Source organism: Variovorax terrae (assembly GCF_022809125.1).
Classification (GTDB): domain Bacteria; phylum Pseudomonadota; class Gammaproteobacteria; order Burkholderiales; family Burkholderiaceae_C; genus Variovorax_A; species Variovorax_A terrae.
This window is the reverse complement of the sequence record NZ_JALGBI010000002.1, coordinates 1-13,644: the sequence shown is the minus strand read 5'-3', so window position 1 is coordinate 13,644 and position 13,644 is coordinate 1. Positions and strand designations below refer to the sequence as shown.

Annotated in this window: 22 protein-coding genes; 6 read left to right on the top strand and 16 right to left on the bottom strand. The window is 65.4% G+C overall.

Annotated features, from left to right (window positions below):
• Positions 1–23 precede the first annotated feature (23 nt).
• From MMF98_RS15350 to MMF98_RS15340, 3 genes are all read left to right on the top strand, one after another.
• Entirely contained in the window at positions 24–1,259 is a 1,236-nt protein-coding gene (locus MMF98_RS15350) for a CaiB/BaiF CoA transferase family protein (RefSeq protein WP_243307462.1), read from the top strand.
• Positions 1,259–1,747 (top strand): thioredoxin fold domain-containing protein, encoded by a 489-nt coding sequence (locus MMF98_RS15345; protein ID WP_243307460.1) that lies wholly within the window; start codon positions 1,259–1,261, stop codon positions 1,745–1,747. Before MMF98_RS15350 ends, MMF98_RS15345 begins: the two co-directional genes overlap by 1 nt.
• A gap of 126 nt (positions 1,748–1,873) precedes the next feature.
• Entirely contained in the window at positions 1,874–3,028 is a 1,155-nt protein-coding gene (locus MMF98_RS15340; RefSeq protein ID WP_243307458.1) for a hypothetical protein, read from the top strand.
• 7 nt (positions 3,029–3,035) lie between these two features.
• Here the strand turns inward: MMF98_RS15340 and MMF98_RS15335 are convergent, their stop codons facing one another.
• Positions 3,036–3,740 carry a DUF4197 domain-containing protein gene (locus tag MMF98_RS15335; protein ID WP_243307456.1) on the bottom strand — a complete coding sequence of 235 codons (705 nt, stop codon included), beginning with the start codon at positions 3,738–3,740 and terminating at the stop codon, positions 3,036–3,038.
• Positions 3,741–3,756: 16 nt separating this feature from the next.
• On the opposite strand from MMF98_RS15335, the gene MMF98_RS15330 reads away from it, so the two are divergent.
• A complete protein-coding gene (locus MMF98_RS15330) occupies positions 3,757–4,254 on the top strand; it encodes a TlpA disulfide reductase family protein (protein ID WP_243307454.1) in 498 nt (165 codons plus the stop codon).
• 111 nt (positions 4,255–4,365) lie between these two features.
• Here the strand turns inward: MMF98_RS15330 and MMF98_RS15325 are convergent, their stop codons facing one another.
• Entirely contained in the window at positions 4,366–4,821 is a 456-nt protein-coding gene (locus MMF98_RS15325; RefSeq protein WP_243307453.1) for a c-type cytochrome, read from the bottom strand.
• A 179-nt stretch (positions 4,822–5,000) separates the two neighbouring features.
• On the opposite strand from MMF98_RS15325, the gene MMF98_RS15320 reads away from it, so the two are divergent.
• Complete coding sequence (locus tag MMF98_RS15320; RefSeq protein WP_243307452.1) at positions 5,001–5,666, top strand: cytochrome b/b6 domain-containing protein; 666 nt, start codon at positions 5,001–5,003, stop codon at positions 5,664–5,666.
• 363 nt (positions 5,667–6,029) lie between these two features.
• Here the strand turns inward: MMF98_RS15320 and MMF98_RS15315 are convergent, their stop codons facing one another.
• Positions 6,030–6,851: a M48 family metallopeptidase gene (locus tag MMF98_RS15315; RefSeq protein WP_243307451.1), complete on the bottom strand. Its 822-nt coding sequence runs from the start codon at positions 6,849–6,851 to the stop codon at positions 6,030–6,032.
• 48 nt (positions 6,852–6,899) lie between these two features.
• Between MMF98_RS15315 and MMF98_RS15310 the strand changes: the two genes are divergently transcribed.
• Positions 6,900–7,394, top strand: coding sequence for a GNAT family N-acetyltransferase (locus MMF98_RS15310; protein WP_423837626.1), 495 nt, complete (start codon positions 6,900–6,902; stop codon positions 7,392–7,394).
• Positions 7,395–7,460: 66 nt separating this feature from the next.
• Here MMF98_RS15310 and MMF98_RS15305 read toward each other — a convergent pair whose 3' ends face one another.
• The 13 genes from MMF98_RS15305 to MMF98_RS15245 form a co-directional block, all read right to left on the bottom strand.
• The gene (locus MMF98_RS15305; protein WP_243307450.1) at positions 7,461–7,967 is read right to left on the bottom strand and encodes a peroxiredoxin; all 507 of its coding nucleotides are present in this window, start codon (positions 7,965–7,967) and stop codon (positions 7,461–7,463) included.
• 119 nt (positions 7,968–8,086) lie between these two features.
• Positions 8,087–8,356 carry a 30S ribosomal protein S17 gene (rpsQ, locus tag MMF98_RS15300; protein WP_243307449.1) on the bottom strand — a complete coding sequence of 90 codons (270 nt, stop codon included), beginning with the start codon at positions 8,354–8,356 and terminating at the stop codon, positions 8,087–8,089.
• A gap of 9 nt (positions 8,357–8,365) precedes the next feature.
• Positions 8,366–8,560 (bottom strand): 50S ribosomal protein L29, encoded by a 195-nt coding sequence (gene rpmC, locus MMF98_RS15295; protein ID WP_243307448.1) that lies wholly within the window; start codon positions 8,558–8,560, stop codon positions 8,366–8,368.
• A gap of 15 nt (positions 8,561–8,575) precedes the next feature.
• Entirely contained in the window at positions 8,576–8,992 is a 417-nt protein-coding gene (gene rplP, locus MMF98_RS15290; RefSeq protein ID WP_243307447.1) for a 50S ribosomal protein L16, read from the bottom strand.
• A 2-nt stretch (positions 8,993–8,994) separates the two neighbouring features.
• Positions 8,995–9,879 carry a 30S ribosomal protein S3 gene (gene rpsC, locus MMF98_RS15285; RefSeq protein ID WP_243307445.1) on the bottom strand — a complete coding sequence of 295 codons (885 nt, stop codon included), beginning with the start codon at positions 9,877–9,879 and terminating at the stop codon, positions 8,995–8,997.
• Between the two features lie 16 nt (positions 9,880–9,895).
• Positions 9,896–10,225: a 50S ribosomal protein L22 gene (rplV, locus tag MMF98_RS15280; protein ID WP_243307443.1), complete on the bottom strand. Its 330-nt coding sequence runs from the start codon at positions 10,223–10,225 to the stop codon at positions 9,896–9,898.
• 9 nt (positions 10,226–10,234) lie between these two features.
• Entirely contained in the window at positions 10,235–10,513 is a 279-nt protein-coding gene (gene rpsS, locus MMF98_RS15275) for a 30S ribosomal protein S19 (RefSeq protein WP_243307442.1), read from the bottom strand.
• Between the two features lie 10 nt (positions 10,514–10,523).
• Positions 10,524–11,348, bottom strand: coding sequence for a 50S ribosomal protein L2 (gene rplB, locus MMF98_RS15270; RefSeq protein WP_243307441.1), 825 nt, complete (start codon positions 11,346–11,348; stop codon positions 10,524–10,526).
• A gap of 3 nt (positions 11,349–11,351) precedes the next feature.
• Positions 11,352–11,666, bottom strand: a complete 315-nt coding sequence (gene rplW, locus MMF98_RS15265; RefSeq protein ID WP_243307440.1) for a 50S ribosomal protein L23 — start codon at positions 11,664–11,666, stop codon at positions 11,352–11,354.
• Entirely contained in the window at positions 11,663–12,283 is a 621-nt protein-coding gene (gene rplD, locus MMF98_RS15260) for a 50S ribosomal protein L4 (RefSeq protein ID WP_243307439.1), read from the bottom strand. Before rplD ends, rplW begins: the two co-directional genes overlap by 4 nt.
• Positions 12,283–12,957: a 50S ribosomal protein L3 gene (gene rplC, locus MMF98_RS15255; protein ID WP_243307438.1), complete on the bottom strand. Its 675-nt coding sequence runs from the start codon at positions 12,955–12,957 to the stop codon at positions 12,283–12,285. The genes rplD and rplC overlap by 1 nt, the downstream gene beginning before the upstream one ends.
• 237 nt (positions 12,958–13,194) lie before the next feature.
• Positions 13,195–13,509, bottom strand: coding sequence for a 30S ribosomal protein S10 (gene rpsJ, locus MMF98_RS15250; RefSeq protein ID WP_243307437.1), 315 nt, complete (start codon positions 13,507–13,509; stop codon positions 13,195–13,197).
• 6 nt (positions 13,510–13,515) lie between these two features.
• On the bottom strand, positions 13,516–13,644 hold a 129-nt coding region (locus MMF98_RS15245), incomplete at its 5' end, for an EF-Tu C-terminal domain-related protein (protein ID WP_481000464.1).

Genomic DNA, 13,644 nt, shown 5'->3' with positions numbered 1-13,644 from the left:
GGTTTGCCCCGAAAATGCTGCACATGAACTCTCTCGATGGCATTCGCGTTCTCGACCTGTCCCGCGTTCTCGCCGGCCCCTGGTGCACCCAGACCCTGGCCGACCTCGGCGCCGACGTGATCAAGGTCGAACGCCCCCGCACCGGCGACGACACCCGCAGCTGGGGCCCGCCGTTCCTCCAGGACGAGGCCGGCCACGACACCGCCGAAGCCGCCTACTACCTGGGCGCCAACCGCAACAAGCGCTCGATCACCTGCGACATCGCGCAGCCGTCGGGCCAGGCGCTGGTGCGGGAGCTGGTGCGCCATTGCGACGTGTTCGTCGAGAACTTCAAGGTCGGCGACATGGCGCGCTACGGGCTGGACTATCCCTCGCTCCAGGCCATCAACCCGCGGCTGGTGTACTGCAGCGTGACCGGCTTCGGCCAGACCGGTCCGTACCGCGAGCGGGCCGGCTACGACTACGCGGTCCAGGGCATGGGCGGCCTGATGAGCGTGACCGGCGAGCGCGACGACCTCGGCGGCGGGCCGCAGAAAGTCGGCGTGGCGGTGGCCGACCTGCTGACCGGCATGTATGCGACCGTGGCCGTTCTCGCCGCGCTGCGCCACGCCGAGAAAACCGGCGAAGGCCAGCAGGTGGACATGGCGCTGCTGGACACGCAGGTGGCGATGCTGGCCAACCTCGGCGCGAATTACCTCGTGAGCGGCCAGGCGCCGGGGCGCGCCGGCAACGCGCACCAGAACATCGTGCCGTACCAGGTGTTCGAGGTCGCACCGGCGGCCGACGGCAGCCGCGACCACCTGATCCTGGCCGTCGGCAACGACGGCCAGTACGCGAAGTTCTGCAGCGTCGCCGGCCGGCCCGACCTGGGCGCCGACCCGCGGTACGTCCGGAACCAGGACCGCGTGCGGCACCGGGCCACGCTGGTGCCGATCCTGCAGGACCTCATGAAAACCCGCAGCAAGGCCGACTGGCTGGCCGCGCTGGAAGCCGCCAAGGTGCCCTGCGGCGCCATCAACAACCTGGCCGAAGTGTTCGCCGACCCCCAGGTGCAGGCGCGCGGCATGGTGACCGAATGGCAGCACCCGCTCAACAGCGGTCTGCAGTTGGTCTCCAGCCCCATGAAGTTCAGCGCCACGCCGGTGCGCGCCGACCTGCCGCCGCCGCTGCTGGGCCAGCACACCGAGGAGGTGCTGGGCGAGCTGCTGGCCTGTTCCGCGGCGCGGCTGGCCGAGCTGCGCAGCAGCGGAGCGATCTGATGGCCGGCACCGTCTGGACCCGCCGCCGCGCCGTCGCCGGGCTGGCCAGCCTGGCGGCGCTGTCCGGCAGGCCCGCGCGGGCCGCCGATTCCGCGCTGCCCGTGCCCGCGTCATTGCAGGTGGCAGCGCGCGCCGCCGCACGCCGGGGCGAGCCGCTGGTGCTGCTGGTCAGCCTGCCGGGCTGCCCCTATTGCGAGCTGGTGCGCCGCAGCTACCTGCTGCCGCTGCGCGCCGAAGGCCTGCACGCCTGGCAGATCGACGTGACTGACCGCCGCCAGGTGGTGCACGACTTCAAGGGCCAGCCCGCCACCGGCGCCGGACTGGCCGAGCGCTGGAAGGCCGGCTTCACGCCCACCGTGCTGTTCTTCGATGCCCGCGGCCAGGAGCTGGCCCCGCGCCTGGTGGGCGTGGCCGTGCCTGATTTCTACGGCGCCTATCTCGACGAGGCGCTGGCCACGGCGCGCAAGAAACTCGCCGCCGCCAGTTGACGGCCAGGCGCGGCGCGCAGGGGTGGCCGGCCACGCCGTTGTTTGTTAAATTCTGTTACATAAATCCTGCGGCCAGCCTGTCTGGTGGCGGCAGGACGTTGTTCCAGGGATTAAAAAGGCTTCTTCATGCAGTCCACCAGCGGCTTTCTAGGCACGGCACCGTCGCCCCTGACGGCATCGAAAGCCAGCTCGGACGCCAGCGTGGCGCCCGAGCCGGACAAATCCGACTGCCTGCTGGCCGGCATCATTGGCGCGGAACTGTCCGGACCGTTGGCAACGGCGCAACACATTGTCCAGAATTTCACGAAAACGCAGAAAATTTCTCGGGCGCAGTTGCGGCTGCTGCACGACACCATCGATCTGGCCCGCCGGGTGGCCATGCAGAGCCAGCAGATCGCCCGGCTGGCCGGGGGCCGGCTGCGCCAGTCGCACGAGCGCCTGAGCCTGGACGCCATCCTGAACCAGGCGCTGGACGAGCACACGGCCGACTTTCAGCAGCACGGCAAGGAGCTGTACCGCAGCATCAAGCCGGTGGAGATCATCGTCGACCCGGGGCTGCTGTCCAGCCTGGTGGATGCCGCCATCGTCTGGGCCGCCAGCCGCGGCCAGCGCCTGGTGGTGTCGCTGGACATCAAGAACTGGCCCGAGCATGGCCTGCTGCTGATCAAGGCCAGCCAGACGGTGGCCACCGGTGAGCGGCCCGACGCCATCGGCGGCGAGGAAGAAAGCCTGAGCTGGCACCTGCTGTCCCAGACCGCCCGGGCCATGGGCGTGACGCTGGACCGCGTGGCGTCTCCCGACGAAACCATGCTGATGATCGAGTTTCCCCGCACCGTCAAGCAGCTCGAGGGGCTGACCGCGGTCGAGATGGACGTGGACGGCGACTCCGCGATGCACAGCGAGTCCAAGCCGCTCGCGGGCCACCGCATCCTGCTGGTGAGCACGGACGAGACCCTGCGCACCAACATCCGGCAGATCTGCCGCAGCATGGGGTTGGTGATGGACAGCGTGCCGAGCTCGCTCCAGGCGGTCCGCTTCTGCGAGCTGGACAAGCCGCACCTGATCATCATCGACGAGCGCCTGCACGACCGCGACCTGGACGAGCTGCGCAAGGACCTGCACAAGACCGACCCGAACTTCCCGTTCCTGGAAATCGCCATCCAGTCCAACACCTTCGAGATGGCGAGCTGGATGAGCAACAGCATGACGCGCATCAGCCGCGACAGCCTGCGGGCGCAGCTCCCCTCGATCCTGGTGCTCGAGCTGGCAAAGGTGGCCTGACGATCCCCTAGCGGATCGCCCCGAACACCTTCTGCAGGATGGCGCTGCCCGAGCCCACCGGGTCCTGGCGGATCTTCTTTTCCTCGTCGCCGATCACCAGGTACAGCCCGTCGAGCGATTTGCCCGTCACGTACTGCTGGATGTTGGCGTCTTCCTTCTTCATCAGGCCGAGGCCGGCCGCCTTGCCCGCCACCTGGTTGTACTTGTCGGCCAGGCCCACCTTCTCGGTGGCCTGGGTCACCACCGGCAGGAACTTGACGCCCAGCGGCGCGCGGGTCTTTTCGGCGAAGAAGTGGGTGACCGAGTTGTCGCCCCCGGTCAGGATCTTCTTGGCGTCGTCCACGTTCATCGACTTGACGGCGCCCACCAGCAGGTCCTTGGCCATCGGCACCGCCTGCTCGGCCGCCCGGTTCATGGCGGTGACGAGCTCGTCCACCCGCTTGCCCTGGCCCAGGGTCTTGAGGAGCTTGGCCGCGTCGTCCAGGAATCCGGGCAGCGGGATGCGAACTTTTGCGTTGCCAAGGAATCCATCTGGTCTGCCGAGCAGGCTGACCGCCGTCTGGGCGCCTTTTTCGAGCGCGGCTTTCAGGCCCTGCGAGGCCTCCGCGTTGGTCAGGTCCCCCAGCGACAACGCATGGGCCTGCTCGTAGGTGGCGATCAGCAGCGCGCCCAGCGTGCCCGCTGAAACGGAATTAAACTGGCGTCGGTCCATAGGGACCTCCCTTGAAATGAAACGAATCCTGTATGTTGCCGCAACAGCGGCAGTCTTGGCAATCGGTGCCGGCGTCTGGCTGAGCACGGGCCCGTCGTCCGCGCCGGAATCCACGTTCGTGTTGCTCGATGGCTCCAAGCAGACCACGGCCGACCTCAAGGGCAAGGTGACCCTGGTGAATTTCTGGGCCACGAGCTGCGTCACCTGCGTGGCCGAGATGCCGCGGGTCGTCGCCACCTATGACAAGTACAAGGACCGGGGCTTCGACACCCTGGCCGTGGCCATGAGCTATGACCCGCCGGCCTACGTGGTGAATTACGCCGAAACCCGCAAGCTGCCGTTCAAGGTGGCGATCGACAACACCGGCGCGGTGGCCAAGGCCTGGGGCGAGGTGCAGCTCACGCCCACCACCTACATCGTCAACAAGCGCGGCGCCATCGTGAAGCGCTATGTGGGCGAGCCCGATTTCGGCGAGCTGCACCAGTTGATCGAAAAGCTGCTGGCCGAAACCTGAACTCCGGCGGCGCTCCAGCAACAACGGCCAATTTCGCGAGAAATTGGCCGTTGGTCCAAGTGCAGCGGTCATTGGGTGCTATGTTTTCCATAGCGCCCGCAAAAGCTCAGCTCACTGGCTGCGGAACGCGTCGTGGCAGGTCTTGCAGGCGCCCGCGGTGGCACTGAACGCCACCTTCAGGTTGTCCAGGTTGCCGGTCTTGGCGGCGGCGGCCAGCTTGGTGGTTTCCGCCACGAGCTTCTCGTTGTAGTCCTTGAACTTGGCCTGCTCGGCCCAGACCTCGGGCTTGGCCTTGGTCGGCGCGGCCTTGTCGGTCCCGGGGGCGAAGCCGGCCCACGGCAGCTTGGACATGTCGGCAACGACTTCGGCATTGTCGGCGGCGGCCTTGGCATCAAAGGGAACCCGGCCGTTGGCCATGGCGCCGAGGCGGCTGAAATGCTGGCCCATCACGAACAGCGCGCTCTGGCGGTACTTGATGGCATCCTCCGGCTTCGCGAACTGGGCAGATGCCGGCGCGGCCAGGGTGACGGCGGCGGCAGCCACGACGAGCGAGGCGATTGCTTTCATGGAACGTTTCCTTCGTGGGTTGATATGGCTGGAATTCAGCAGAGTGCATTCTTCGCGAAAAAGTTCTGCCGGAACCAACGGCTGCGGGAATCTACTAACCGGCTGTCGTTTCTGCGCAGCACAATGCAGTCAGCGATGCGCCTGCGTCATCCACCCCACCACATCAAGAGGGATCACCCATGTCGAACAAGGTCCGCGTCTGGGATCTGCCCACCCGCATCTTCCACTGGGCGCTGGCCGCCTGCGTCATCGCGCTGGCCATCACGGCCTATGCGGGCGGCAATGCCATGGTGTGGCATTTCCGCTTCGGCTACGCGGTGCTGAGCCTGCTGCTGTTCCGCCTGGTCTGGGGCCTGGTCGGCGGGCGCTGGTCGCGCTTTGCCTCGTTTCTCTACTCGCCCGCCGCCATCGGCAGCTACCTGCGGGGGCGCAGCCACCCGGACCACCTGGTGGGCCACAACCCGCTGGGCGCGGCCTCGGTGTTCGCGCTGCTGATCTTCCTGTGCGCCCAGGTCGGCACCGGGCTGTTCAGCGACGATGAGATCGCGTTCGCCGGACCGCTGACCCGCTTCGTCTCGGGCGCCACGGTGAGCCAGGCCACCTGGTACCACAAGGCCGTGGGCCAGTGGGTGCTGCTCGCGCTGGTGCTGCTGCACGTGGCCGCCATCCTGTTCTACCTCGTGAAGAAAAAGGAGAACCTGGTGCGCGCGATGATCGTGGGCGACAAGGAGGTCCCCCGCCCCGTTCCGTCCTCGCGCGACGATGCCGCCTCGCGCCTGATGGCCGCGATCCTGCTCGCCGCCTGCGCCGCCGGCGTCGGCTGGCTGGTGGGGCTGGGTGGCTGAGGAATTTCAAGCCAAATCCGCCCGATGTCCAGGCAGGGCGGTGCTTGATTGCTCCTGATTCAGGAGCAAGCTGCCTGCGAACGGGTTGACGCTCTCAGAGCCTGTTCATAGTCTCCCAGGGGCCGCGCAAGCACCTTGCCGGGATGGGCTGCAAGGCGCAAAACGAAGCCGGGCTGATGCCCGGCGAGGCTTTGCAACGCAGCAGACCGCCCGGCAAGGTGCTTGCCCTGCGGGTTGGGACGAAATCGGGCGATTTGCCCACCAAATCCCTTGCATGGGCATGAGCCCATGCGGCGTGATCTTGGCGGCCAACTCATCCCGATTGCGTCCCAACGCGGCCCCTGGGAGACTATGAACAGGCTCTCAGCGCCCGCCCGCCTGCTGGTACAGCGGAAGCACCACCTGCGAGGAGCGGGCCAGGTCCTGCTGGCGCGTGGCGGGCGAGGGGTGCGTGCTCAGGAACTCGGGCGGGCGGCCGCCGCCCAGGCGCGCCATCTTCTGCCACAGCGTGATCGCGGCGCGCGGGTCGTAGCCGGCGCGCGCGGCCAGCTCCACGCCGATGTCATCGGCCTCGCTCTCGGCCTGGCGGCTGCGCGGCAGGCCCAGCGTGACGCTACCCACCATGTCGCCAAGCTGGGACAGCGCCTGGCTGCCGGTCACGGCCGAGATCAGGATCGCCGGCAGCTGCGCGGCGTACTGCAGCGACACCTGTTCGCGCACATGCTCGCGCAGCGCGTGCGCGATCTCGTGCCCCATCACGGCCGCCAGTTCGCTGTCGGTCACCTGCAGCTTGTTGATCAGGCCGGAGTAGACGCCGATCTTGCCGCCCGCCATGCAGAAGGCGTTGACCTCATCGCTCTGGAACACGTTCACTTCCCAGCGCCAGCCCGGCGCGTCGCTGCGGAACACGCCGGTCTGGGCGATCAGCCGCCGCGCGATGCCCTGCACGCGCGCCACCATGGCCGGATCGCGGTTCAGCGTGTTCTTGGCGCGTGCCTCCTGCAGCATCTTGCCGTAGGCCTGCACCGAGGCCTGGTCGATCTGCTCACGGCTGACAGCCATGCTCTGCGTGCGCGTGATGCCCACGGCACCGGGCTGCGTGGTCTGCACGGTCTGGCAGCCCGAAATGGCGGCCAGGGCCAGGGCAACCACCCAGCGGAAACGAATAAACGAACGAGGGCGCATGCGGGCTTTCCGGGAAAGTTAAACTTGAAACGCAACATCGTAGTCGGGATGCCCTTGGAAACTCCTCAGATACAGCTGATCACCCCCGTACAGGCCGCAGACATTGACACCACGCGCGAGCTGTTTCGCGAATACGCCGCCGGCCTGGCGATCGACCTCTATTTCCAGGCGTTCGACAGCGAGCTGGCCGCCCTGCCCGGCGACTATGCGGAGCCGCGCGGCACGCTGCTGCTGGCCCTGGTGGACGGCGCGCCGGCGGGCTGCTGCGCGCTGCGCCCGCTGGACACGGTGGACTATCCCAATGCCGCCGAGATGAAGCGCCTCTATGTACGCCGCGCCTTTCGCGGCTTCGGGCTGGGGCGGCAGCTGGCCGAAGCCATCCTCGATGCGGCGCGCCGCGCCGGCTACGACTGCGTGCTGCTCGACACGCTGGACGAAATGGAAGCGGCCCGCGCGCTGTACGAGGACCTGGGCTTTGCCGAGATTCCGCCCTACTACCACAACCCGGTGCCCGGGGCACACTACCTCAAGGCGGATCTTTGAGGCTTTTCGGCCGGAGGTCCGCGCCCTGCGGACGCGGACTGCTATCAAATTAGAAGCGCTTGCTGTTCAGCCGCGGGCTTGCGCCAGCAGCGTGCCCGCGTCGCTGACCTCGAACTTGCCGGGGCCTTCGACATTGAGCGTGACGACCTTGCCGTCCTTCACCAGCATCGAGTAGCGCGCGCTGCGCACGCCCATGCCCTTGCCCGTCAGGTCCAGCGTGAGGCCCACGGCCCGGGCGAAGTCGGCGCTGCCGTCGGCCAGCATGCGCACCTTGCCGTCGGTCTTCTGGTCGCGCGCCCAGGCGCCCATCACGAAGGCGTCGTTCACGCTCAGGCACCAGACCTCGTCCACGCCGGCCGCCTTGAGATCGGCAAACTTCTCCACATAGCCCGGCACATGCTTGGCCGAGCAGGTGGGCGTGAAGGCGCCCGGCAGCGCAAACAGCGCAATGGTCTTGCCGGCCGTGGCCTTGGCCACGTCCACCGGGTTGGGGCCGATGCTGCAGCCGTTGCCCTCGACTTCCGAGAATTCCATCAGGGTGGTGGCGGGAAGGGTATCTCCAACTTTGATCATGCTGTGCTCCTGTCAGAAGGGTGGGACATGGCGCGGCCCGAAAAAGCGGCGCCCAAAAACAAAAACGACCCACATTGTGGGCCGTTTCCTTGCAACTTGCAGCTGAAGTTCGTGAAAACTTAGACGGCTGCCGCTTTTTGAACCAGGCGGGTGGCGACCCAGTTCTTGGTCTTCGAGATCGGGCGGCTTTCGGTGATCTCGATGGTGTCGCCCAGCTTGAACTCGCCCTTTTCGTCATGGGCGTGGTACTTGCTCGACTTGCCCACGATCTTGCCGTAGAGCTCGTGCTTCACACGGCGCTCGACCAGCACGGTCACGGTCTTGGCACGCTTGTCGCTGACCACCTTGCCGATCAAGGTGCGCTTGAGGGATTTTTTAGCTTCCGTCATGTGGGCTCCTTACTTGGCGGCTTGCTTTTCAGCAAGAATGGTTTTCGCACGTGCGATGTCACGGCGCGTGGTGCGCAGCGTGTTGGTGTTGTTCAGCTGTTGCGTGGCTTTCTGCATGCGCAGGCCAAAGTGGGCTTTTTGCAGCTCCTTGACCTCGGTTTGCAGGCCGGCAACGTCTTTCTGGCGCAGTTCAGCAGCTTTCATTTCTCATTCTCCTGATTACGCGCCGATCTGGCGGCTGACGAACGTGGTGCGCAGCGGCAGCTTCGCAGCAGCCAGGCGGAACGCTTCACGGGCGAGCTCTTCGGGCACGCCGACGATCTCGTACAGCACCTTGCCCGGCTGGATTTCAGCCACGTAGTACTCGGGGTTGCCCTTGCCGTTACCCATCCGCACTTCTGCGGGCTTGTGGGAGATCGGCTTGTCGGGGAACACACGGATCCAGATACGGCCGCCACGCTTCACGTGACGGGAAATCGCGCGGCGCGCGGCTTCGATCTGGCGTGCCGTGAGGCGGCCCCGATCCGTGGACTTCAGACCGAAGTCACCGAACGCGACCGAGTTGCCTCGGGTCGCGATGCCGGTGTTGCGGCCCTTTTGCTCCTTGCGGTATTTGCGGCGAGCGGGTTGCAGCATGGTTATTCTCCTTTGGCGCCGTCAGCTGCTGCAGCTGGCGCGGCAACCTTGCGGACGCGCTTAACGGCGGTTTTCTGTGCGTCGGCTCCAGTTGCCTCGGCGGGTTTGTCGCTGCCATCGGCCGGTGCCACGTTGCCGCCGGCAGGACGGCGCGGGCCGCGTGCGGGAGGACGGTCGCCCGGACGGGCATCGCGGCGCGGGCCACGGGGACGGCGCTCGTCGTCGGGACGGGGCGTCTCGACGGCGGGCAGGTCGTTGCGGCCCAGGGTGTCGCCCTTGTAGACCCAGACCTTGACGCCGATCACGCCATAGGTGGTCTTGGCTTCGGAGAAGCCGTAGTCGATATCGGCGCGCAGGGTGTGCAGCGGCACACGGCCTTCGCGATACCACTCGGCACGGGCGATTTCGATGCCATTCAGGCGGCCGGCGGACATGATCTTGATGCCCTGGGCGCCCAGACGCATGGCGTTCTGCATGGCGCGCTTCATGGCGCGGCGGAACATGATGCGCTTTTCGAGCTGCTGGGTGATGCTGTCGGCGATCAGCTGGGCATCGATTTCGGGCTTGCGCACTTCCTCGATGTTGACCGCGACCGGCACGCCCAGGCGGCTGGCCAGTTCTTTCTTCAGGGCCTCGATGTCTTCGCCCTTCTTGCCGATCACCACGCCCGGACGAGCCGAGAAAATGGTGATGCGGGCATTCTTGGCGGGACGCTCGATCAGCACGCGGGAAACCGCGGCGTTCTTGAGCTTGGCCTTCAGGTACTCGCGCACCTTGATGTCTTCGGCCAGCATGCCGGCGAAGTCACGGTTGTTGGCGTACCAGCGGCTGGCCCAGTTGCGGCTGACCGACAGGCGGAAGCCGGTAGGATGGATTTTCTGTCCCATAGTTCTTCCAGGCCTTTCAGTTGCCGACCGTCACGTACACATGGCACGTGGGCTTGCTGATGCGGTTGCCGCGGCCTTTGGCGCGCGCGGTGAAGCGCTTGAGCGTGGCACCCTGCTCGACGTAGATGGTCTTGACCTTCAGCTCGTCGATATCGGCACCGTCGTTGTGCTCGGCATTGGCAATGGCGGACTCCACCACTTTCTTGATGATCACCGCGGCTTTTTTCTGGGTGAATTCCAGAATGTTCAGCGCTTGATCCACTTTCTTGCCGCGAATCAGGTCAGCGACCAGACGGCCCTTGTCGACCGACAGACGAACGCCCCGGAGGACTGCACGTGTTTCCATGGTCTTTCCTTATTTCTTCACGACTTTTTTGTCGGCCGGGTGACCCTTGAAGGTGCGCGTCAGGGCGAATTCGCCCAGCTTGTGGCCCACCATCTGGTCGGTGATGTAGACCGGCACGTGCTGCTTGCCGTTGTGCACGGCAATGGTCAGGCCGATGAACTCGGGCAGGACCATGGAGCGGCGCGACCAGGTCTTGATCGGCTTCTTGTCCTTGGTGGTCACGGCCTTGTCGGCCTTGGCCACCAGATGATGGTCAACAAACGGACCCTTTTTGAGAGAGCGAGTCATTTGTTACCCCTTACTTCTTGCGACGCGACACAATCATGACTTGTGTGCGCTTGTTATTACGGGTGCGATAGCCCTTGGTCAGGTTACCCCAGGGGTCCACAGCATGGCGGCCTTCGCCGGTGCGGCCTTCACCACCACCGTGCGGGTGGTCGATCGGGTTCATCGCAACGCCGCGCACCGTCGGGCGAATGCCCATCCAGCGCTTCACACCGGCCTTGCCGAGCTGGCGCAGGCTGTGTTCTTCATTGGCGACTTCACCGATGGTGGCGCGGCACTCGATGTGGACCTTGCGGACCTCACCGGAGCGCATGCGGACCTGGGCGTAGGTGCCTTCGCGGGCCAGCAGCGTGGCCGAGGTGCCCGCCGAGCGCGCGATCTGCGCACCCTTGCCCACCTGCAGCTCGATGCAGTGGATGGTCGAACCCACCGGGATGTTGCGGATCGGCAGCGTGTTGCCGGCGCGGATCGGGGCTTCCGAGCCGCTCAGCAGCGAAGCGCCGACTTCCAGGCCGCGCGGAGCGATGATGTAGCGGCGCTCGCCGTCGGCATAGCACACCAGGGCGATGTGGGCCGTGCGGTTCGGGTCGTACTCGATGCGCTCGACCTTCGCCGGGATGCCATCCTTGTTGCGCACAAAATCCACCACGCGGTAGTGGTGCTTGTGGCCACCGCCCTTGTGACGGGTCGTGATGTGACCGTTGTTGTTGCGGCCGGCCTTCTGGAACTGGGGCTCCAGCAGAGCGGCGTGCGGCGCACCCTTGTACAGGTGATCGCGCGTGACCTTGACCACGGCGCGCTGGCCGGGCGAGGTCGGTTTCATCTTGATGACTGCCATGATTTACGCGGCCTCCCCGGCAAGGTTCAGCTCCTGACCCGGCTTCAGCGTCACATAGGCCTTGCGCACGTTGTCGCGGCGGCCGATGGACTTGCCAAAACGCTTGGTCTTGCCCTTGGTGTTGACCACAGAAACGCCCTTGACCTCAACCTTGAACATCAATTCCACGGCGGCCTTGATCTCGGGTTTGGTGGCATCCTGCAGCACCTTGAACGTCACGGCATTGCTCTTGTCGGCAACCATCGTGGCCTTTTCGGACACGATCGGGGCGACCAGCACCTGCATCAGACGGCCTTCGTCAAACTTGAGCGTGCTCATGCGAACATCTCCTTGAGTTTGTCGATCGCGCCCTTGGTGACGAGCACTTTCTTGTAATGCACCAGCGACACCGGATCGGCGTAACGCGGCTCGACCACGAGCACGTTCACCAGATTGCGGGAAGCGAGGTACAGGTTTTCGTCCACTTCGTCGGCGATCACCATCACCGATTCCAGATTCATCGCCTTGAACTTGGCGGCGAGCGGCTTGGTCTTGGGGGTTTCCACTTTCAGGGAATCCACCACGGCCAGGCGGCCTTCGCGGGCCAGTTGCGAGAAGATGGAGGCCATGCCGGCGCGGTACATCTTCTTGTTGATCTTCTGGGTGAAGTTTTCTTCCGGGCTGTTCGGGAAAATCCGGCCGCCCCCGCGCCACAGCGGCGACGAGGTCATACCGGCACGGGCGCGGCCCGTTCCCTTTTGCTTGAAAGGCTTCTTGGTCGAGTGCTTGACCTGCTCGCGGTCCTTCTGGGCGCGCGTGCCCTGGCGGGCATTGGCCTGGAAGGCGACCACGATCTGGTGCACCAGATCTTCGTTGTATTCACGACCGAACACGGTCTCGGGCGCGTCCACCTTGGACGCGGCCTGGCCCTGGTCATTCAGGAGTTCGAGCTGCATCAGTTCGCTCCTTTGGATGCTTTGGCCTTGATCGCCGGACGCACCGTCACGAAGCCACCCTTGGAGCCCGGAACAGCGCCCTTGATCAAGAGCAGTTGACGCGCTTCGTCGATGCGGATCACGTCGAGGTTTTGAGTGGTCACGGTGTCGTCGCCGAGGTGGCCCGACATGCGCTTGCCCGGAAACACGCGGCCCGGATCCTGCGCCATCGAGATCGAGCCGGGCACATTGTGCGAGCGGCTGTTACCGTGGGAGGCGCGCTGCGAACCGAAGTGGTGGCGCTTGATGGTGCCGGCGAAGCCCTTGCCGATGGTCGTGCCCTGCACGTCCACCTTCTGGCCCACGGCGAACACGGCCGTCACGGGCACGGAAGCACCAGCCTTGTACTGGGCTGCGGTGTCAGCGGCGACGCGGAATTCCTGGATGATCTCACCGGCTTCCACACCTGCCTTGGCAAGGTGGCCGGCTTGCGGCTTGGACACGCGCGAAGCTTTGCGTGCGCCGAACGTGACCTGCAGGGCCACGTAGCCGTCGTTCTCTTGGGTTTTGACCTGGGTCACGCGGTTGTTGGACACATCCACCACCGTGACGGGCACTGCGTCCCCGTCATCGGTGAACAGACGCATCATGCCCACCTTGCGGCCCAGCAACCCGAGGGAGTTGCTCAGACTCATTTGTTTCTCCAAAACTTCCACCGCTGCCACTTCAATTGGCGACAGCGTTGTACGGGTTGCGTACGTGAAAGAAGGTTAATAAAACTCCGCCGGCAGCGGCTGCGCCCCATGAAGCAACGCAGCCAAAACAGGCAGAGCCGAAAATTATAACGCGAACCTCCTTTTCAGGCAAGTCCGCGTTCCCCGCAGGGGCCAAAGAGGGGACGGGCCGGGGGCCCTTCCCTTTTGCTGTGGTTGTTACTGCAGCTTGATTTCCACGTCCACGCCGGCCGGCAGGTCGAGCTTCATCAGGGCATCGACGGTCTTGTCGGTCGGGTCGACGATGTCCATCAGGCGCTGGTGGGTGCGGATTTCGAGCTGGTCGCGCGAGGTCTTGTTGACGTGCGGCGAACGCAGGATGTCGAAGCGCTTCATGCGCGTCGGCAGGGGCACGGGGCCCTTGACGATGGCGCCGGTGCGCTTGGCGGTGTCAACGATCTCGGCGGCCGACTGGTCGATCAGCTTGTAGTCGAAAGCCTTGAGGCGGATGCGGATTTTTTGCTTGGTCGACATGGCTGCTTACTCCATGATCTTGGCGACGACGCCGGCGCCCACGGTCTTGCCACCTTCGCGGATGGCAAAGCGCAGGCCTTCTTCCATGGCGATGGGGGCGATCAGCTTGACGGTGATCGTCACGTTGTCGCCAGG